The organism is Pseudomonas sp. (genome assembly GCF_049300855.1).
Lineage (GTDB): Bacteria > Pseudomonadota > Gammaproteobacteria > Pseudomonadales > Pseudomonadaceae > Aquipseudomonas.
The window spans coordinates 52,250-71,712 of sequence record NZ_JBAQKH010000039.1 but is presented as its reverse complement, the minus strand read 5'-3'; the positions used below and the strand labels follow the sequence as shown (position 1 = coordinate 71,712).

Here is a 19,463-nt window from a genome sequence, read left to right as displayed (position 1 = left end):
CGGGAGAGGGCTGGGGTGAGGGGCTGGTTTTACCAGAGCATAGAGAACCTGAAATGAAAAAGGCCGCCTGAACTCAGTTCAAGCGGCCTTTTTGGCTTACTGGCAGTTACGCCTGCTCAGCCAACTTCTTCTGCTTCGCCCGACGCGACATCATGTTCAGCACTTCAATCGAAGCCGAGAACGCCATCGCCGCATACACATAACCTTTCGGTACATGGGCGCCGAAGCCTTCGGCGATCAGGGTCATACCGATCATGATCAGGAAGCCCAGGGCCAGCATCACCACCGTCGGGTTGTCGTTGATGAACTTGGCCAGCGGTTCAGCAGCAAACAACATCACCAGCACCGACACCACCACCGCGATGATCATGATCGGCAAGTGTTCGGTCATGCCAACCGCAGTAATGATGCTGTCGATCGAGAACACCATGTCGAGCATCAGGATCTGGCCAATAGCGGCAGCGAAACCCAGAGTAACCGTCGAGGTCGCCGACTTCGGATCTTCCGGCGCCGGGTCCATGCTGTGATGAATCTCGGTCGTGGCTTTCCAGACCAGAAACAGACCACCGGCGATCAGGATCATGTCCTTCCACGAGAAGGCCTGACCCAGGATTTCGATTACCGGGGCGGTCAACTGCACGATGAAGGCGATGGTGCTCAATAGCGCCAGACGCAGGATCAACGCCATGCCGATACCGATGCGGCGCGCCTTCTGCTGGTACTGCTTGGGCAATTTGTTGGTCAGGATCGAGATAAAGATCAGGTTATCGATGCCGAGCACGATTTCCATCACCACCAATGTGGCCAAAGCAACCCAGGCGGTGGGGCTGGCGGCGAGCTGTAACAGATATTCCATGGGTCAGTCCTGACTCTGTGTAAGACGAATTAGATGGTCTTGGAGGAAGATTCGGATTTTTCCGCGTCTTTTTCCGGTGTTTCTTTTTTCTCGATCAAGCCGCCGGTGGCATCACTCAGCGCTTGTTCGGCGGCTTTGTGGGTGTCGTCGATCGCTTGTTTGGCGCTTTCAGCGGCTTTGCCCATCAGTTGCTGGGCGCTTTTCTCGGCCTGATCGCAACCGGCCAGAAGCAATAAAGACGTAAACATCAACGCAGGGATAGTGTATTTCATGGGGCTTCCTTCGAATGAACAGACAGGGTCACAGACCGGCCGTCGATGGCTGGGCATTCTAGGGAGACAAACACTTCAGGAAAATTCGTATTTTTAGCGGCTATACTTCGTTTTTCACGAAGTGTAGATCACCATGCTCAATTACCGACAACTGCATTATTTCTGGGTTGTAGCCAAGACCGGCAGCATCGTGCGCGCCTGCGAGCAGCTGAACCTGACCCCACAAACCATCAGCGGGCAGATTTCCCTGCTCGAACAGACTTATGGCATTGAATTATTCAGACGAGTCGGCCGGCAACTGGAATTGACCGAGGCTGGCCGACAAGCTCTGCCCTACGCCGAGCAAATGTTTCAACTAGGCGGTGAGCTGGAACTGATGCTGCGCGCACAACCCAACGAACAGCAGATTCTGTTCCGTGTCGGTGTCGCCGACGTAGTGCCGAAATCCATCGTCTATCGCCTGATCGCGCCGACCATGGAGCTGAACGAACCGCTGCGCATCACCTGCCGCGAAGACAAACTTGAACGCTTGCTTGCCGATCTGGCCATCCAGCGCTTGGACCTGGTGATCTCCGACAGCCCGATGCCCTCGCACCTCGACATCAAGGGCTACAGCCAGAAACTCGGTGAATGCGGAATCAGCTTCTTTGCCACTCCGGAACTGGCGGCCAGGTACGGTCAGGACTTCCCGCACAGCCTGCACGGTGCACCGCTGTTGATACCCGGCGCCGAAACCGTGGTGCGCAGCCGCTTGCAGCGCTGGTTTGCCGAGCAGCAGATCCAGCCGCAAATCGTCGGCGAGTTTGATGACAGTGCGTTGATGCAGGCGTTTGGCCAATCCGGCAGCGGGATTTTCATCGGCCCGAGCGTGATAGCCGATGAGGTGAAGCGCCAGTATGGCGTCGAGCTGATAGGCCAGACCGACGCGGTGACCGAGTCGTTCTATGCCATTTCGGTGGAGCGCAAGGTCAAGCACCCCGGTATCGTTGCGATTACCGAAGGTGCCCGACGCGAGCTGTTTACGGCGTTATGAGGCCTCGGCGCACATTTCGCGCGGCTTGAGTGTCATCAACACCATGGCGAGGAACACCGACAGCAAGATGAAGCCGGCGGCGGCAAAGCCGAGAAAGCCCAGACCGGCGCTGTCGATCACCCGGCCACCGACGATGGCACCCAGACCGATGCCCAGATTGGCTCCGGCGATGTTCAGCGATGCAGCAAATGCCGGCGCTTCTGGAGCGGCTTTCATCAGGCGCACATGGCTGACCAGGAACAATGCAGCCTGGGTGATGCCCCAGATGCCCATCGCCACCGCCAGCCCCAGCGGCGAGTGAATGTTTGGCACCAGCGAGACCATGCCGGAAATCATGAACGCACAGAACAACACCGACGCCCCCAGCGGATGGCGGTCGACCGCACGACCGCCCAGCGAGTTACCGATCAGCCCGACCGCGCCGAAGGCCATCAGGCACCAACCCACCACAGTGCCGTTGAAGCCGGCGAGGCGCTCAAGGATGTCGGCCAGATAGGTGTAAGCGGTAAACATGCCGCTGAACACCAGAATCGACAGGACGATATGGCCGATCATCAACGGGCTGCGCAGGATCTTGAACTGCGAACGGAAGCTGACCTGATGCTGGTGCAGGCTGGTTTTCGGCAGGTAAACAAACAGCAGCAAGGCTTTGGCAAAGGCGATCACCGCCAGAATGCCGAAGGCACTGCGCCAGCCGAACGCATCGGAAATCAGCGTACCGACCGGAATGCCGAACACCGTGGCGCAGACAATGCCGAAGCCGATCTTGGCGATCGCACGACCGGCGAAATCCGGGCCGACGATGTCCACTGCGGTCTCACTGGCTAACGCCCAGAACACCGGCAGACCGAGCGCCGGGATCAAGCGGGCAATCGCCATTACCCAGATGTTCGGCGCCAGCGCCGCCACGGTATTGGCCAGGCCAAACATGATCAGGATGCTGATAAACAGCTTGCGCCGCTCGAAGCGGGCGAAATAGGCGGTCAGGAAAGGCCCGAACATGGCCACGGTGAAAGCGAACAGCGTCACCAGCAACCCGGCCTGCGGGATGGTGACCTCAAGGTCTCGGGCAATCGCCGGCAACAGGCCGACAATGACGAATTCCGTGGTCAGCACCGTGAACCCGGCGGCAGACAACAGAAGAATGGGCAACAGCATGCGCAACTCCAGCAAAACGACGACACCAGCGTTGACCCGGAGGCCCGCTGGCAGAACTTGAAAATAAGGATGAGGAATCTTAACAGAGTGTGTCCGCACTGACTTGCACAAACCTGCCGACTTTGTTGCCTGATCCGGTGGCAGATCGTCACAGGCCTGAAGGATAAGGCCTACGCTGTGATAAAGTCCGCGCCCTGAAAAACGTACAGCCTGTTCAACGACCGGTTTATTGGCGTTGATGTTGCGTCAACACTTTCGGTTCGTGACGGTGGTCTGCCGCTGTTTTGCCATCGCCTCACGCAGCCTTGCACCCTATAAAAAATCAGAGATGCCGTTATGACCGCTTCATCCCCTTCTCTATTGCAACGCTTGAAAAACCTCAGCCTGGTCACGCAGATCGTGATCGGCCTGATCGCCGGTATCGCTCTGGCGATGTTTGCCCCGGAAGCCGCGAAGTCCACGGCATTCATCGGCAAGGTGTTCGTGTCGGCGTTGAAAGCCGTCGCACCGATTCTGGTGTTCGTCCTCGTGATGGCGTCGATTGCCAACCACAAGCACGGTCAGGAAACGCATATCCGCCCGATTCTGTTCCTCTATCTGCTGGGCACCTTCGCTGCGGCGGTGGTGGCCGTGGTCGCGAGCATGGCGTTCCCGTCGCACCTGGTGCTGTCCACCGAAAACGTTGCGGTCACCGCACCGGGCGGCATCAGCGAAGTATTGCAAAGCCTGCTGCTGAGCGTGGTGGATAACCCGGTCAGCGCGCTGATGAACGCCAATTTCATCGGCATTCTGGCCTGGGCGATCGGCATGGGCATCGCGATTCGCCATGCCGGCGACACGACCCGCGAAGTGCTGGGTGATCTGTCCAACGGCGTGACAGTCATCGTACGCGTGGTGATTCGCTTCGCCCCACTGGGTATTTTTGGCCTGGTCGCTTCGACACTGGCTACTTCCGGTTTCGGCGCGCTGATCGGTTATGCGCACCTGCTGGCCGTGCTGCTCGGCTGCATGCTGTTCGTCGCGCTGGTGATGAACCCGCTGATCGTGTTCTGGAAACTGCGTCGCAACCCGTACCCGCTGACCCTCAAGTGCCTGCGTGAAAGCGGTATCACCGCGTTCTTCACCCGTAGCTCGGCGGCGAACATTCCGGTCAACCTGGAGTTGAGCAAGCGTCTGGGTCTGCATGAAGACACCTATTCGGTGTCGATCCCGCTGGGCGCGACCATCAACATGGCTGGCGCGGCGATCACCATCACTGTTTTGACCCTGGCTGCCGTGCATACACTGGGCATTGCCGTGGACATTCCGACGGCGATTCTGCTCAGCGTTGTCGCTGCGATTTGCGCGTGTGGCGCTTCGGGTGTGGCCGGTGGTTCGTTGCTGTTGATTCCGCTGGCGTGCAGCCTGTTTGGTATTCCGAGCGAGATTGCCATGCAGGTCGTGGCGGTCGGTTTCATTATTGGGGTGCTGCAGGATTCGGCAGAGACGGCGCTGAACTCGTCGACTGATGTGCTGTTTACCGCTGCGGCGTGCCTGGGTGAAGAAGAAAAGGCCCAGCGTACGGCTTAATCTTCGCTGTAATGAAAAGCCCGCCATGGTGTGAACCTTGGCGGGCTTTTTTGTGGCTGAGATCTTTTCCCCCTCACCCCAACCCTCTCCCCCCAAGGGGGGCGAGGGGGAAGGGAGCCGATCGTTGTTGCCTTCCAGACTTGAGTTCGACTTGATAGTTCAGGTCGGTGTATCTCGAACCAACAACTCGGTCAGTCCACTCTCCCTCTGGGAGAGGGCTAGGGTGAGGGCTTTTGCCTTTTTAGAACGCGCCCATGTAATCACGCTTGCCCACTTCAACCCCGTTATGACGCAGCAGCGCATAGGTGGTGGTGACGTGGAAGAAGAACTGCGGCAGACCGTAAGTCAGCAGGTAAGCCTGACCGCTGAAGCGCTTCTCTTTCGGGGTGCCCGGGCGAGTAACGATTTCGATGCCTTCCTTGCCATCGATCTGCTCCGGCTTGATCTCGCCGATGTAGGCCAGAACCTTGGCGATCAGGGCTTGCAGCTCGGCGAAGGTGGTTTCGGTATCGTCGTACTTCGGCACTTCGATTTCAGCCAGACGCGAAGAAACGCCTTTGGCGAAGTCGACGGCGATCTGCACCTGGCGGGTCAGCGGAAACATGTCCGGGAACAGACGGGCCTGGAGGAGCGCGTTCGGGTCGATGTTTTTTTCGGTGGCGTGGGCTTCAGCCTTTTTCAGGACATCGCTCAAAGCGTTGAGCATTTGTTGAAAAACCGGGACGGATGCGGCGTACAGGGAAATGGTCATGGCATTCTCGTGTGGTGGCTGGGTGGAACAAGGAGGCGATTATAGCCATGCTTGATGACCACACGGCTTGCCTTTTGTTTGGCAAGGATTAGGCTAGGCGCCTTCGACTGCAAAGGGAACGCGCGATGACCACTGAACCAGAATCCACCTTCGACGAGCCACGCCTCAATGCCACGGAAATCCGCATCCTCGGCTCGTTGATCGAGAAACAGGCGACCAGTCCGGAAACCTATCCGCTGACCCTTAATGCGCTGGTCACGGCGTGTAATCAGAAAACCAGCCGCGAACCGGTGATGAACCTGACTCAGGGCCAGGTCGGCCAGAGTTTGCGTGCGCTGGAAGGTCGCGGTTTCGCCAAACTGGTGATGGGCAGTCGCGCCGACCGCTGGGAGCACAAGGTCGACAAGGCGTTGGAACTGGTGCCAGCGCAGGTGATTCTCAGTGGTTTGATGTTTCTGCGTGGCCCGCAGACCGTCAATGAACTGCTGACCCGCAGTGGCCGCATGCATGAATTTGAAGACACCGAGCAGGTGGTGCATCAGCTCGAACGTTTGATCGCGCGGGGTTTGGCCGTGTTGATACCACGTCAGGCCGGGCAGCGCGAAGATCGTTACACCCATGCGCTGGGTGATCCGGCGGATATCGAGGCGATCATGGCGGCGCGGCAGAATCCGTCGGATCGCGGCGTAAGCAGCGGCGTGTCAGTCGAGCGCATCGAAGAGCTGGAGGCGCGGATCGCCGCACTGGAAGAACGCCTGGCCCGTCTGGAATAACCACCACCGTTTTATTGTGGGAGCGAGCTTGCTCGCGAATGCGGTGTGTCATTCAACGATGATGTAACTGACACGGCCTATTCGCGAGCAAGCTCGCTCCCACAGGGGTTATTCATCAGGTTTCAGATCCTGGGGTTATTCACCATCCCAGTAATCAACGCCATCCTTCTGCCGCGCCACGGCGACAAAGCCTGAAGTATTACCTTCGGCATCCACCTGAAAATTATCCATCACCGCATATTTGTTCGAATCCGGATACTCGCAAATTTCCGGCTGCTGCTGGGTACTCACCGCCAGATAACGCAACTCCTGCTGGCTGGTATTGATGATCTGATGCGCCTTTTCCGGGCCGCCCGGCGGGCAAGCGATCACGTCGCCTTCGCGGATCGGGAAACGTTCGGCGCCAAGACGCACCTCGCCCTCCCCGGCCACCACGTAAAACATCTCCTCATTGACCCGATGACTGTGAAACGGACTGCCGCGCATGCCCGGCGGCAACGCGTACAGGCGATAACCGAGTTTCTGCGAACCCAGTTGCTGGCCGACACGGGCCATGCGCTGCTGATAACGCCCGGCGGTTTCGCCTTCCGGGGCCAGGGCTTCGGGCAGGGGTTCGAGTTCGACCTGATGCAGGTTGAGGATGGGCGGATGCATGGTGGGCCTCGGTCACGGTTTTTGTGGTGGGCAAGTCTGTGCTTGCTGGGGAGGCAGTATAGGCAGCAGGATAAACCGCGGTGAATTCATCGCTGGCAAGCCAGCTCCCACAAGCTATGGGAGCTGCTCACATATTTGTGTTCCAACCCGATAACTGTGGGAGCTGGCTTGCCAGCGATGAGGCCGGTTACCTCACTGCATAATCATGAGAATCAGCTCCGGGCAAACGCCACCGCCGCCGCAAACTGCTCTTCATTCGGCCGCACGCCGGTGTACAGCACAAACTGCTCCAGCGCCTGGATCGCGATGACTTCCAGACCGGTAATCACCTTTTTATCTTCAGCCCGAGCGAGCACGATCAACGGCGTCTCCGACGGAATCGCCACCACATCAAAAACGGTTTCAGCGGCTTTGATGACTTCAGACTCGAACGCCAGTTGCCCCGCCTCCGGCCCACCGTCCATGCCCACCGGGGTGACGTTGATCAGCATTTGCGGGCGCTCATCACCCAGCTCAGCCTGCCAGCGATAACCCAGCGAATCCGCCAGCGCACGCCCGGCGCGCTCGTTGCGGGCGACGATCACACCGTTTTTGTAGCCGCCATCACGCAAGGCACTGGCCACCGCTTTGGCCATCCCGCCACTGCCACGCAAGGCAAACGTCGAGTCCTTGGGCACCGCGTGGGTTTCCAGCAGTTGCGCGACGGCGATGTAATCGGTGTTGTAGGCCTTGAGATGGCCATTGGTGTTGACGATGGTGTTGATCGACTGGATCGCCGCCGCCGACGCATCCAGTTCATCGACCAGCGCAATGCAGGCTTCCTTGAACGGCATCGACACGCCGCAACCACGGATGCCCAAGGCGCGAATGCCGCCGACCGCTCCCGTCAAATCCTGGCTGCTGAAGGCCTTGTAATAGAAGTTCAGACCCAACTGCTCATACAAATGGTTATGAAAACGCAGACCGAAATTCCCCGGCCGCCCGGACAGGGACATGCACAGCTGGGTGTCTTTGTTTGGGTTCATCTGCATGAAACTTCTCCTTCAAACGCACTTTCGGATAGACGGGATTAGCCAGCCCATCGGGTTCTGAACGATCATAGAGGCCTGTTTTAAAGGTGTTCTGTGGCCCTTGCCTGGCCCGGTAAAGAAGCCGGTACAGACCTTACACAAAATTTACCCAGCGGCTGTGCTGATTTTCAGAATTTCGCTGTCTTAGAAGTATCCCCGCGACAACTGTGGGCCTGGTGCAGGCCCTGCCGCCGGGTCGAAGAACCGAGGACTTATCATGATTCGTAAACTCCCTATCGTGGCCCTGCTGATTGGTGCATTTGCTGTCGCAGGGCAAGCAGAAGCCCATGGCGGCAACTACTGGCAAGGCCCAGCGGTGTTTGGCGCGATCGTTGGCTCGGCCATCATCGGCTCGGCGCTTATCAATCAGGATCGCCCGGTGTATGTGCAACAAGCGCCGGTGTATGCCGCCCCGCCGCCACCGGTTTACGTGCAGCAGCCACCGCCACCGGTCTACTACCAGCCAGCGCCGGTGTATGTGCAACAACCGGTCTACGTGCAACCGGCCCCGGTCTATTACGGCCCACCGCGTGGTTACTACGGTCGCCCGCACTACTACGGCGGTCCACGCTGGTAATCGACACACAGAGCCCCGCTTTTACAGCGGGGCTTTTTTATGACCGTTGGTCGGCCAACGTCTGAAAAAATCTCGCCAAGGTCGTTGTCGGGACAGTTTCAGCGGCTAAAGTCGGCATGATTGATTGACCGTTATGTACATTTCCACAAAACGGTCATTTATTTGTCATGACGGAACTGCAATCTGAATCCGTCCGTAAACAACAGGTTGATAACAACAAGGACGACGGTATGCCAACACAAAACCCGCACCGCATTGTCGGCCTGTGCACCTCCAGCAAGGTGTACGGCGCGCTGACCGAACTCAAGCACCTGGAAGGCCATCGCTGCGCGAAATTTCTTTCGCTGCTGGCCGAAAACCTTGTGCACAAAGGTCTGCTCAACGAGCGCGAAGTCATGCACATGCTCGATCAAGTGGTCGATTGAGCCCACCCTCAACGGCGTCAATGACCACTATCGAAAGCGTTGATTGTCCGTAGAAGTGGCGAATCTCTAAGGTAGCTCCATTGTTAGATGGAGGTACTCGTCATGGCTCAGGTTCAAATCATGTCCGTTATCGGCAGCGCCGTACCCGCTTCGCTCAGAGCGTCGGGCCTGCTCGCCTGCTGGTACCTGATGCGCGATGGCGAGCCGATCAGCGGCCCGCTCACCTCGTTACCCGCCGCGCAGGCACTCTCGCAGAAGCTCATCAGCGAGCCGTTCAACGCTTAGGGCAGTTGCACCTTGGGCTTGGTTTCGGCGAACAGTGCCCAACTCGACATGAACAACGCCGCGATCAACGGCCCGATCACAAAGCCATTGAGGCCGAATACCGCAAGACCACCAAGGGTCGAGATCAGAATCATGTAATCGGGCATTTTGGTGTCCTTGCCCACCAGAATCGGCCGCAACACGTTGTCCACCAAACCGATCACGAATACCCCGAACAGCCCCAGCACCACGCCCTGCCAGATCATTCCGCTGAGCAGGAAATAGATTGCCACCGGCGCCCAGACAATCCCCGCGCCCACCGCTGGCAGCAACGACAGAAACGCCATCAACACCGCCCACAGCAACGCGCTGGGAATATCGAGAAACCAGAAAATCGCCCCGCCCAGTGCGCCCTGAGTCACCGCGACCACCAGATTGCCCTTCACCGTCGCGCGCACCACGCGGTTGAACTTCAGCTGCAAGCGGCGTTTGTGGGTTTCCTCCAATGGCACAGCGGTGCGCACCTTGCGCGCAAGCTCCGCACCGTCGCGCAGAAAGAAAAACAGCAAATACAGCATGATGAAAAAACTCACCACGAATTCGAACGTGCCCTGGCCGAAACTGAACGCCTGACTGGCCAGCACCTGGCTGCCCTGCATCGCCGATTTGACGATTTTCTCGCGCAGGCCATTGAGTTCGCCCATGCCGAAACGATCGAGCAAGTGCTGAAAGTACGGCGGCAGGCTGTGCTTGAATTGCGCCAGATACGCGGCAATATCCAGCTCGCCGCTTTCGATGTTTTTGTAGACCGTCGCGCCTTCCTGCACCAGCAGCACACTGAGGATGATCACCGGCAGAATCGCGATCACCAGGCAGATCGCCAAGGTGCACAGGGACGTCAGGTTGCGCTGCCAGCCGAATTTCGCCTGCAGCCGGCGTTGCATCGGCGCAAACACAATGCCGAGAATCACCGCCCAGAACACCGCGCCGTAGAACGGCAAGAGGATCCAGATAAACGCCACCGTGACCAGCAACAGCAGCACGGTGAGGGATTTGAATTGAAGGCTTTTTTCGTTCATGTCCGATCCATGTCAGTCAGGCGTCGTGCACGCCCCGATGCTTAGTCAACCGGGGCCTGCTCGAGTGCCATCTTTATTCATGGAGCATAGATCCAGATCAACAAACCCTCGCCGCATCCGACTTACCCTGCCGCGCTTTTGCGACCGACACCGCCATGATCCCGACCCTCACCGCCCCCGAATTGCTCGCCCCCGCCGGCACCCTGAAAAACATGCGCTACGCCTTTGCCTACGGTGCCGATGCGGTTTACGCCGGCCAGCCGCGTTACAGCCTGCGCGTGCGCAACAACGAGTTCGATCACGCCAACCTCGCGTTGGGCATTGGTGAAGCCCAGGCGCAGGGCAAGCGCTTCTACGTGGTGGTCAACATCGCGCCGCACAACGCCAAGCTGAAGACCTTCCTCAAGGATCTGGCGCCAGTGATCGAGATGGCGCCGGATGCACTGATCATGTCCGACCCGGGGCTGATCATGCTGGTGCGCCGGCATTTCCCGCAGATGCCGATTCATCTGTCGGTGCAGGCCAACACGGTGAACTGGGCGAGTGTCGAATTCTGGCAGCAGCAAGGTTTGAGCCGGATCATCCTGTCGCGGGAATTGTCGCTGGAAGAAATCGGCGAAATCCGCGAACAGGTGCCGGGCATGGAACTGGAAGTCTTCGTCCACGGCGCGCTGTGCATGGCCTATTCCGGGCGCTGCCTGCTGTCGGGTTACATGAACAAACGCGATGCCAATCAGGGCACCTGCACCAACGCCTGCCGCTGGAAATACTCGGCGCAAGAGGCCACGGAAAATCAGCTCGGCGAGATCGTCCAGACCTTCCAGCCCGAGCCGACCCTGGGCCTCGGCGCGCCCACCGATCAGGTGTTCCTGCTCCAGGAAGCCAACCGCCCGGACGAACTGATGCCGGCGTTCGAGGATGAGCACGGCACCTACATCATGAACGCCAAGGACCTGCGCGCGGTGCAACACGTCGAGCGCCTGACGCGCATGGGCGTGCACTCCCTGAAAATCGAAGGCCGGACCAAATCGCACTTCTACTGCGCGCGCACCACCCAGGTGTATCGCCGGGCGATTGACGATGCGGTGGCCGGTCGTGAGTTTGATCGCAGCCTGATGACGGATCTGGAGTCATTGGCGCAGCGTGGCTACACCGAAGGTTTTCTGCGCCGGCATGTGCATGACGAGTACCAGAATTATCAGCATGGCAGCTCGGTGTCAGAGCGTCAGCAGTTCGTTGGCGAGTTGACTGGCGAGCGGCGCGGGCGGCTGGCTGAGGTCAAGGTGAAGAACCGTTTTGGTCTGAGTGATCATCTGGAATTGATGACGCCCACGGGCAATTTTCATTTTGATCTGCGTGAGTTGCAGAGCGTCAAGGGTGAGGCGATCGAGGTGGCGCCGGGGGATGGGCATACGGTTTATGTGCCGATTCCGGAGGGGGTGGGGTTGCGGTTTGGGTTGCTGATGCGGGATATCGGGGTTGCCTGAAAAAGCCCCTCATCGGAACGCCGCCCGCCTAGCCCTCTCCCAGAGGGAGAGGGGACTGATTGGGGGATATTGGAGAAGTCCACCGACCTGAAAGCATGGCAGTGAATCCATAATCGACTCGGTTGTTCAGGTCGATGCATAACGCATGACACCTCGGTCGGCCCCCTCTCCCTTTGGGAGAGGGCTGGGGTGAGGGTAGCCTTTATCATGCAACAAACTCCTCCCGCAACATCGCCACAAACGCCTCCCGCGCCGGATGCACCCCGGCGTTTTCATGCCAGTAAAACAAGTTGTCGACAGCCGTCAGTTCCAGGAACTCGTACCCCACACACCCAGCCCCTTTCGCGTACTGCTCAAACACGCCCTTGGGCACCAGCGCCACCCCCGCCCCGGCACTCACACAACCGACAATCGCGCCGTAACTGGCGAGGCTGACAATCGGCAACGCCTGGCCCTGACGCAACAACCAATGCTCCAGCGCCGCGCGATACGGACAACCCTGCGGCCACATAAATACGGTCTTGTCCTGCAGATCATCGATGCTGCGGACCGGCCCAAACGAGGTCGACGCGATCAGCAGCAATTCTTCGCGATACATCGGCGTGCGCTTGAGCTGCGAACGTTCGACATCCACCGCAACAATCGCCCCGTCGAGGCGATGGCTGACGGTGTCGTCGAGCAACTGCCCCCAAGTGCCCGTGGTGAGTTCCAGCGCCACTTGCGGATAGCGCTTGTGAAACTTCGCCAGCAAGCGCGGCAAACGCCCGGTCGCCGACGATTCGATCGCGCCGATGCGCAGTGGCCCGGACGGCTCGGCCGAAGGATCGACCGCGCGTTTCGCTTCAGCGGTCAGCGCGAGAATCTTTTGTGCATAGGCGAGAAACGTCTGCCCCGCCGGGCTGATCCGCAACCCGCGCCCCTCGCGCAGGAACAGTGCAACGCCCAACTCGGCCTCCAGCGCCTTGATCCGCGCGGTGATGTTCGACGGCACGCAGAACAGCTTTTCCGCCGCCCGGGCGATGCTGCCCTCGTCGGCGACGGTCTTGAACATACGGATTTGTGCCAGCTCCATACTCATCACTCTGAGTGAACATTCAGCGCAGTATAAGTCAGTTGTGGCGAATGATCGGGCGCCCGGATACTCGGCGCATCGACACCACCGAGCGCCTGATCATGCCGCACCCTTCCCCGTTGAAAATCCTTTTGGCGATGGCCTTCGTCGTCGGTTGCTGGGCGTATTCGCCGACCGGCGTCCACATCGGTCTGCAAGCCTACGACCCCGGGCACCTGGCGTTGCTGCGGTTTCTATTGGCGTCGGTGTTCATGGCAGTAATTGCCGCGTTCAAAGGCATTCGCTTGCCGCGATTGCACGATGTGCCGCTGTTGTTCGCCTTGGGTTTCTTCGCCGTCAGCCTGCACCACGTCGCGCTGAACATCGGCCAGCAAAGCGTCAGTGCCGGCGCCTCCAGCGTACTGGCGCAATCGAGCCCCCTGTTCAGCACGTTGCTGGCGCGGTTCGTATTCAAGGATCAGGTCAGTGTCTGGCGCTGGGGCTGTGTGCTGCTCGGTTTGGTCGGCGTGGTGCTCGTGGTCGGCGGCGACAAGGGCTTGGGCGATATTGATGCGCATGCCCTGCTGATCCTGTTGGCGGCGGTGTCATGGAGCATCTACTTCGCGCTGCAAAAACATCATGCGCGGCGATACGACGGCTTCAGCCTGGCCTGTTATGCGGTGTGGTCGGGGACGTTGATGCTGCTGATTTATCTTCCCGGGCTGGTTCAAGCCGTGCTGAATGCGCCGCTGCGGGTGCAGTGGGCGGTGTTGGCGCTGGGGGTATTTCCCAGTGCGCTGGCCTATCTGGCGTGGGGCTTTGTGCTCAAGCATGTGGACCTGAGTCGGGCGACGATGACGCTGTATCTGATACCGCCGACGGCGATGGCGATTGCTTCGGTCGGGTTGGCGGAGCGGCCGACGCTGATGGTGCTGGTGGGGTCGGTGGTGGTGTTGATCAGTGTGCTGGCGTTGAATCTGGAGCGGCGGGTTGGCGATGTTCGGGCAGCGATCTGATCAATGATTGTTGTTGAAGCAAATGCCGCCATCGCTGGCAAGCCAGCTCCCACAAGGTTCTATGGTGAACATAATTTTCAGGTACATCCGCAGAACCTGTGGGAGCTGGCTTGCCAGCGATGAGGCCAGCACAGCCATCACATTAATCAAGGCAATCGCCGATCAGCGCCGATCATCGGACAGCGGCGTTGGCTCATCCGCCGGCAGCACATCATCATCCGCCGTCGGATCCTTCCAGTCTTCGGGCCGGTCAGCATCGCTCAACGGATCGCGCCCTGGGGGCATTCCCATCGGAGAATCATGATCGGCCAGCGTCGGCTCATCGGTGCCGGGCATCGGCCGGGTTGGGTCGGTGGGCAGCACGCCGCCCTGAAACAGCAAATCATTAGCCATGACACACCTCACCAAGGAGGTCCGGAATACCCGGGCCGTACAGCTTGGAATCGGGCCTGTCGGCAGCGTGCTATCGAACAGACCAGCGGCGCTCAACCCCGTGCAGAGAAGCGATCCCGGCTGTTGGTCAGATGCAGCCACATCGCCGCTCGTGCGGCATCCGCATCCTGACGCTTGATCGCATTCAGAATCGCCTCATGTTCCAGATGGGCCAGTTGCCCGAGCTTGCTCAGATCGGCCGCGCCACGCTCGGCGGCATTGAGCCGGTGACGCGGAATCATTGCGCTGCCCAGGTGCTGCATGATCTCGCTGAAACAGACGTTGCCGGTGGCCTCGGCGATCAGCAGATGAAAGCGCCGATCCGCTTCGACGCAACTGTCGTTGCTGTCCAGCAGCCGTTGATAGTCATCCAGCGCCTGACGCATCTGCAGCACTTGCGGCTCCGTGCGCCGCTGCGCCGCCAGCGCTGCCGCTTGGGTTTCCAGGCCCAGACGCAGTTCAAGGATGCTGCGCACGCCGAGCGCGGTGTCGACATTCAAACGCAAGCCCTGCTCCGCTGCGCGCTCGATGACGAACGTGCCGATGCCGTGCCGGGTCTCCACCAGCCCGGAGGCCTGCAATTTGGAAATCGCCTCGCGCACCACCGTGCGGCTGACCCCATGCTCCTGAACGATGGAATTCTCCGACGGCAGTTTGTCGCCGGGGGACAGTTGGCCGAGCAGGATGCTCTGGGTGAGTTTCTCCACCAGATCATGGGCGAGATTGTGCGCACGTTTACGGGCGGGGACGTCGAGGTCTTCTTGCATGGTCGGTTCCGGTGATCGGGGCTTGTCGATCGTAGCATCGCGCACAGGTCTTACGAGATTGATTTTAGCGCTCCAGCTTGTATGACAACACTCAAATAAATCCAACCACCCTCTGAACCTCCTGTCGAGGAACGCTGTGTTTTTAGTGGAGTGGCATCGCGTTTAAGTCCAGATTAAAACCAACAAACATTGGGAAAAAACGTGAAAAGGCATAAAAACCCGAGCATCCAGAGAAAATTAATCGACTCGACCCACTTGTAGGACAAAAAATCTCAGTTGTATGATGTCTATCAACAACGCAGCACCTGCCCTACCCCGCATAAAAATAATCAGTGGGAGAAAACCAAGTGAAAACCTCCGTCTCCGGGATCAACGAGGGCGTCGACTCGACACTCGCGTCGGCCATCTCGAAAGTCAAACGCCACGTCCTGCCGCTCTTCGTGATCATGTTCATCGTCAATTACATTGACCGGGTAAACATCGGTTTCGTCCGCACCCACATGGAACACGACCTCGGTATTGGTGCCGCCGCTTACGGCTTCGGCGCCGGGCTGTTCTTCATCGGTTACGCGCTGTTCGAAGTCCCCTCCAACATGCTCCTGCAGAAAGTCGGCGCACGCATCTGGCTGACTCGCATCATGTTCACCTGGGGCCTGGTCGCCGCCGGCATGGCGTTCATCCAGAACGAAACCCACTTCTATGTACTGCGCTTTTTGCTCGGCGTGGCCGAGGCCGGGTTCTTCCCCGGGGTGATCTACTACTTCACCCGTTGGCTGCCCGGCGCCGAACGCGGCAAGGCGATTGCGATCTTCCTCAGCGGCTCGGCCGTGGCCTCGTTGATCTCCGGTCCGCTGTCCGGCCTGCTCCTGCAAATCAACGGGCTGGGCATGCACGGCTGGCAATGGATGTACTTCATTGAAGGGATGTTCTCGGTGGGCCTGTGCGTGTTTGTCTGGTTCTGGCTCGACGCCAAACCCCACGATGCGAAATGGCTGACCCGCGCCGAACAGGACGCACTGGTCACCGCCATCGACGACGAACAGAAGGCCCGCGAAGCCGCAACACCGATCCGGCCTTCCATGGGCAAATTGCTCAAGGATCGGCAGATCATCCTGTTCTGCCTGATCTACTTTTTCATTCAGTTGACCATCTACGCCGCGACCTTCTGGCTGCCGAGCATCATCAAGAAAATGGGCGAGATGAGCGACTTTCAGGTCGGCCTGTTCAACTCGATTCCGTGGTTGCTGTCGATCATCGGCATGTACGCCTTCGCCTCGTTCTCGGCCAAGTGGAAACACCAACAGGCGTGGGTCGCCACCGCACTGTTGATCGCCGCTGCGGGGATGTTCATGTCGACCACCGGCGGGCCGGTCTTCGCCTTCGTTGCGATCTGCTTTGCCGCACTGGGTTTCAAATCCGCATCGTCGCTGTTCTGGCCGATTCCGCAGGCGTATCTGGATGCCCGCATCGCTGCGGCGGTGATCGCACTGATCAACTCGGTGGGCAACCTTGGCGGCTTCGTCGCGCCGACCACGTTCGGCCTGCTCGAAGAACACACCGGCTCGATTCAGGGCGGCCTCTATGGTCTGGCCGCGACCTCGATCATTGCCGCGATCATTGTCTTCTTCGCACGCACTACGCCGAAACCTGCTGCCGACATCGCCGTGGTCGAGACCGCGCCGAAACACGCCTGACGCCCATTTTTAAAGATTGCGTTTTAAAAGGATAAGAACATGACCGCACACGACACCGCCAAAGCTCCGATCATCACCGACATGCAAGTCATCCCGGTGGCCGGCCACGACGGCATGCTGCTCAATCTGAGCGGCGCCCACGGGCCGTTTTTCACCCGTAACATTGTCGTCCTCAAGGACAACGCCGGCCACACCGGCGTCGGTGAAGTGCCCGGTGGCGAGCGCATTCGCCAGACCCTGGAAGACGCGCGCAGCCTGGTGATCGGCAGCCCGATCGGCACGTATCAGAAGATCCTCAATCAAGTGCGCCAGACCTTCGCCGACCGCGATGCCGGTGGCCGTGGTCTGCAGACTTTTGACCTGCGCATCACCATTCACGCCGTGACGGGCCTCGAAGCCGCGCTGCTCGACCTGCTCGGTCAGCATCTGGATGTACCGGTGGCGGCATTGCTTGGCGAAGGTCAGCAACGTGATCAAGTGAAGATGCTCGGCTATTTGTTCTACGTCGGTGATCAGCGCGAAACCGACCTCGCCTACCGCAGCGAACCGGACGCCGACAACGACTGGTTCCGCGTGCGTCACGAGAAAGCCATGACCGCCGAAGCTGTGGTGCGCCTCGCTGAAGCGGCGCATGCCAAGTACGGTTTCAAGGACTTCAAACTCAAGGGCGGCGTGCTCAGCGGCGATGCGGAGATCGAAGCGGTCACGGCACTGGCCGAACGCTTCCCCGAGGCGCGCATCACCCTCGATCCAAATGGCGCCTGGTCACTGAAAGAAGCGATCCGTTTGTGCCGCGATCAGCATCAGGTGCTCGCCTATGCCGAAGACCCATGCGGTGCGGAAAACGGTTATTCCGGCCGTGAAGTGATGGCCGAATTTCGCCGTGCCACCGGGCTGAAAACCGCCACCAACATGATCGCCACGGACTGGCGCGAAATGGGTCATGCGATCCAGTTGCAGTCGGTGGACATTCCACTGGCCGACCCGCATTTCTGGACGATGCAGGGTTCGGTGCGCGTGGCGCAGATGTGCCATGAATGGGGCCTGACCTGGGGCTCGCATTCCAACAACCACTTTGATATCTCGCTTGCGATGTTTACCCATGTCGCCGCTGCGGCGCCGGGCGAGATCACTGCGATCGACACCCACTGGATCTGGCAGGACGGCCAGCGTTTGACCAAGGCGCCGCTGCAAATCGTCGACGGTCTGGTGCAAGTGCCGAAAAAACCGGGGCTGGGTGTCGAGCTGGACATGGACCAAGTGGCCAAGGCTCACGAGCTGTACAAAGGCATGGGCCTCGGCGCGCGCGATGACAGCGTGGCGATGCAGTTTTTGATTCCGGGGTGGACGTTCGATAACAAGCGGCCGTGTCTGGTGCGTTGATCATTAGTCCAACCCGATACCCCCACAGGCTCATCTTTACTGGGAATAGGGGTTGAATTGGGGTATCCGGTTCAACAGATGATCCTGTGGGAGCTGGCTTGCCAGCGATTGCGGTGGGTCTGCCTGCATAGATGCTCGCCATGCCGGCCCCATCGCTGGCAAGCCAGCTCCCACAGGGGATGATGTGAGTCAGACAGAGATTTGCAGCAGCCAGTTTTTGAAGGCAAGCATCGCCGCCGTTTCGGGACGCGACTGTAACCGCGTCAACCAGTAACTCCCCGTCGTAATCTCAACCGCAAACGGCTGACAAATCGCCTCCGCCGCCAGTTGCCGGGCGAACATCAGCGGTGGCGCCAGTGCCACCCCACTGCCCTGCAACGCCGCCTCCATCATCGCCAGCGACGAATCAAACACAATGCTTTGCGGCGGCGCCGCATGCGTTGCCAATCCGGCGGCCTGAAACCACTGTGGCCATTCATCGGTGCGATAGGAACGCAGCAGGGTTTGCTGCAGCAAATCCCCCGGCGAATGCAATTGCCGGGCGATTTCCGGGACGCACAACACCGACAGCGGCGCATCGAGCAGCCGCGTCGCCTCGATGCCATGCCACGCCCCCGCGCCAAAACGGATTGCGTAATCCAGCCCTTCTGCCGCCACATCGACGCGGTTGTTGTGGGTCGACAGCCGCAAATCTATGAGCGGATGTTTCGCCCGGAAGTCCGCCAGCCTCGGCAACAGCCAACCCACGGCGAAGGTGCCGACCGCGCCGACCGTCAACATTTCGCGATACTGCCCACCGGCAAGGCGTTCGAGAATCTGCGCGATGTGGTCAAAGGATGTGCTCAGCACCGGCAGCAAGGTTTCGCCTTCACTGGTCAGCATCAGCCCACGGGGCAGGCGTTTGAACAGGGTGACGTTGAGTTGCGCCTCAAGGCTTTTCACCTGATGGCTGACCGCTGCTTGCGTGACACACAGTTCTACAGCCGCGCGGGTGAAGCTTAAATGACGCGCGGACGCTTCAAACGCACGCAATGCGTTGAGCGGCAATTGCGGTCGAATCATGCCCACTCCCAAATTTTTCTAATGGCTCGTGCGAGTTTTCGTCGTTTGCCGATTGGCGCCGCGCTGACTAGATTGGCGGCGCTGATCAGT

The 19,463-nt window shown here is 59.3% G+C and carries 21 protein-coding genes; 10 read left to right on the top strand and 11 right to left on the bottom strand.

Going from position 1 to position 19,463, the window contains the following annotated elements:
- Positions 1-106: 106 nt before the first annotated feature.
- Together WA225_RS20730 and WA225_RS20725 are read right to left on the bottom strand one after the other, a co-directional pair.
- The gene (locus tag WA225_RS20730; RefSeq protein ID WP_034154674.1) at positions 107-856 is read right to left on the bottom strand and encodes a TerC family protein; all 750 of its coding nucleotides are present in this window, start codon (positions 854-856) and stop codon (positions 107-109) included.
- Between the two features lie 29 nt (positions 857-885).
- Entirely contained in the window at positions 886-1,128 is a 243-nt protein-coding gene (locus WA225_RS20725; protein WP_007917343.1) for a hypothetical protein, read from the bottom strand.
- A 133-nt stretch (positions 1,129-1,261) separates the two neighbouring features.
- Here WA225_RS20725 and nhaR point away from each other — a divergent pair, with 133 nt between their 5' ends.
- Positions 1,262-2,161, top strand: coding sequence for a transcriptional activator NhaR (gene nhaR / locus WA225_RS20720; protein WP_422609380.1), 900 nt, complete (start codon positions 1,262-1,264; stop codon positions 2,159-2,161).
- On the opposite strand, the gene WA225_RS20715 is transcribed toward nhaR, so the two are convergent.
- Positions 2,156-3,319, bottom strand: coding sequence for an MFS transporter (locus WA225_RS20715; RefSeq protein WP_095123386.1), 1,164 nt, complete (start codon positions 3,317-3,319; stop codon positions 2,156-2,158). The two genes, nhaR and WA225_RS20715, sit on opposite strands and share 6 nt — an antisense overlap.
- A gap of 336 nt (positions 3,320-3,655) precedes the next feature.
- Between WA225_RS20715 and sstT the strand changes: the two genes are divergently transcribed.
- Positions 3,656-4,888 (top strand): serine/threonine transporter SstT, encoded by a 1,233-nt coding sequence (gene sstT, locus WA225_RS20710; RefSeq protein WP_422609379.1) that lies wholly within the window; start codon positions 3,656-3,658, stop codon positions 4,886-4,888.
- A 241-nt stretch (positions 4,889-5,129) separates the two neighbouring features.
- Here sstT and WA225_RS20705 read toward each other — a convergent pair whose 3' ends face one another.
- Positions 5,130-5,639 (bottom strand): DUF1993 domain-containing protein, encoded by a 510-nt coding sequence (locus WA225_RS20705; RefSeq protein ID WP_422609378.1) that lies wholly within the window; start codon positions 5,637-5,639, stop codon positions 5,130-5,132.
- Positions 5,640-5,764: 125 nt separating this feature from the next.
- Between WA225_RS20705 and WA225_RS20700 the strand changes: the two genes are divergently transcribed.
- Positions 5,765-6,412: a YceH family protein gene (locus WA225_RS20700; RefSeq protein WP_422609377.1), complete on the top strand. Its 648-nt coding sequence runs from the start codon at positions 5,765-5,767 to the stop codon at positions 6,410-6,412.
- A gap of 135 nt (positions 6,413-6,547) precedes the next feature.
- Here the strand turns inward: WA225_RS20700 and WA225_RS20695 are convergent, their stop codons facing one another.
- The gene (locus WA225_RS20695) at positions 6,548-7,066 is read right to left on the bottom strand and encodes a cupin domain-containing protein (RefSeq protein ID WP_422609376.1); all 519 of its coding nucleotides are present in this window, start codon (positions 7,064-7,066) and stop codon (positions 6,548-6,550) included.
- Positions 7,067-7,278: 212 nt separating this feature from the next.
- Positions 7,279-8,097: a shikimate 5-dehydrogenase gene (locus tag WA225_RS20690; protein WP_422609375.1), complete on the bottom strand. Its 819-nt coding sequence runs from the start codon at positions 8,095-8,097 to the stop codon at positions 7,279-7,281.
- Between the two features lie 256 nt (positions 8,098-8,353).
- Here WA225_RS20690 and WA225_RS20685 point away from each other — a divergent pair, with 256 nt between their 5' ends.
- The 3 genes from WA225_RS20685 to WA225_RS20675 all read left to right on the top strand — a co-directional run bounded on the left by WA225_RS20685 (position 8,354) and on the right by WA225_RS20675 (position 9,423).
- Entirely contained in the window at positions 8,354-8,713 is a 360-nt protein-coding gene (locus WA225_RS20685; RefSeq protein ID WP_034154666.1) for a hypothetical protein, read from the top strand.
- Between the two features lie 230 nt (positions 8,714-8,943).
- Positions 8,944-9,138 (top strand): hypothetical protein, encoded by a 195-nt coding sequence (locus tag WA225_RS20680; RefSeq protein ID WP_007917358.1) that lies wholly within the window; start codon positions 8,944-8,946, stop codon positions 9,136-9,138.
- Between the two features lie 102 nt (positions 9,139-9,240).
- The gene (locus WA225_RS20675; RefSeq protein WP_422609374.1) at positions 9,241-9,423 is read left to right on the top strand and encodes a hypothetical protein; all 183 of its coding nucleotides are present in this window, start codon (positions 9,241-9,243) and stop codon (positions 9,421-9,423) included.
- Here the strand turns inward: WA225_RS20675 and WA225_RS20670 are convergent.
- Positions 9,420-10,481: an AI-2E family transporter gene (locus tag WA225_RS20670; RefSeq protein ID WP_422609373.1), complete on the bottom strand. Its 1,062-nt coding sequence runs from the start codon at positions 10,479-10,481 to the stop codon at positions 9,420-9,422. The two genes, WA225_RS20675 and WA225_RS20670, sit on opposite strands and share 4 nt — an antisense overlap.
- 155 nt (positions 10,482-10,636) lie before the next feature.
- Between WA225_RS20670 and yegQ the strand changes: the two genes are divergently transcribed.
- Complete coding sequence (gene yegQ, locus WA225_RS20665) at positions 10,637-11,968, top strand: tRNA 5-hydroxyuridine modification protein YegQ (RefSeq protein WP_422609372.1); 1,332 nt, start codon at positions 10,637-10,639, stop codon at positions 11,966-11,968.
- Between the two features lie 205 nt (positions 11,969-12,173).
- On the opposite strand, the gene WA225_RS20660 is transcribed toward yegQ, so the two are convergent.
- The gene (locus WA225_RS20660; RefSeq protein WP_422609371.1) at positions 12,174-13,040 is read right to left on the bottom strand and encodes a LysR family transcriptional regulator; all 867 of its coding nucleotides are present in this window, start codon (positions 13,038-13,040) and stop codon (positions 12,174-12,176) included.
- Between the two features lie 50 nt (positions 13,041-13,090).
- Between WA225_RS20660 and WA225_RS20655 the strand changes: the two genes are divergently transcribed.
- Complete coding sequence (locus WA225_RS20655) at positions 13,091-14,035, top strand: DMT family transporter (RefSeq protein ID WP_422609370.1); 945 nt, start codon at positions 13,091-13,093, stop codon at positions 14,033-14,035.
- 162 nt (positions 14,036-14,197) lie between these two features.
- On the opposite strand, the gene WA225_RS20650 is transcribed toward WA225_RS20655, so the two are convergent.
- Both WA225_RS20650 and WA225_RS20645 read right to left on the bottom strand, forming a co-directional pair.
- Positions 14,198-14,428: a hypothetical protein gene (locus WA225_RS20650; protein ID WP_422609368.1), complete on the bottom strand. Its 231-nt coding sequence runs from the start codon at positions 14,426-14,428 to the stop codon at positions 14,198-14,200.
- Positions 14,429-14,520: 92 nt separating this feature from the next.
- Complete coding sequence (locus tag WA225_RS20645) at positions 14,521-15,234, bottom strand: FadR/GntR family transcriptional regulator (protein WP_422609367.1); 714 nt, start codon at positions 15,232-15,234, stop codon at positions 14,521-14,523.
- A 347-nt stretch (positions 15,235-15,581) separates the two neighbouring features.
- Here WA225_RS20645 and WA225_RS20640 point away from each other — a divergent pair, with 347 nt between their 5' ends.
- Positions 15,582-16,928 carry an MFS transporter gene (locus tag WA225_RS20640; RefSeq protein WP_422609366.1) on the top strand — a complete coding sequence of 449 codons (1,347 nt, stop codon included), beginning with the start codon at positions 15,582-15,584 and terminating at the stop codon, positions 16,926-16,928.
- A gap of 39 nt (positions 16,929-16,967) precedes the next feature.
- Complete coding sequence (gudD, locus tag WA225_RS20635) at positions 16,968-18,311, top strand: glucarate dehydratase (RefSeq protein WP_422609365.1); 1,344 nt, start codon at positions 16,968-16,970, stop codon at positions 18,309-18,311.
- A 189-nt stretch (positions 18,312-18,500) separates the two neighbouring features.
- Here the strand turns inward: gudD and WA225_RS20630 are convergent, their stop codons facing one another.
- Positions 18,501-19,373: a LysR family transcriptional regulator gene (locus WA225_RS20630; protein WP_422609364.1), complete on the bottom strand. Its 873-nt coding sequence runs from the start codon at positions 19,371-19,373 to the stop codon at positions 18,501-18,503.
- Between the last annotated feature and the right edge of the window lie 90 nt (positions 19,374-19,463).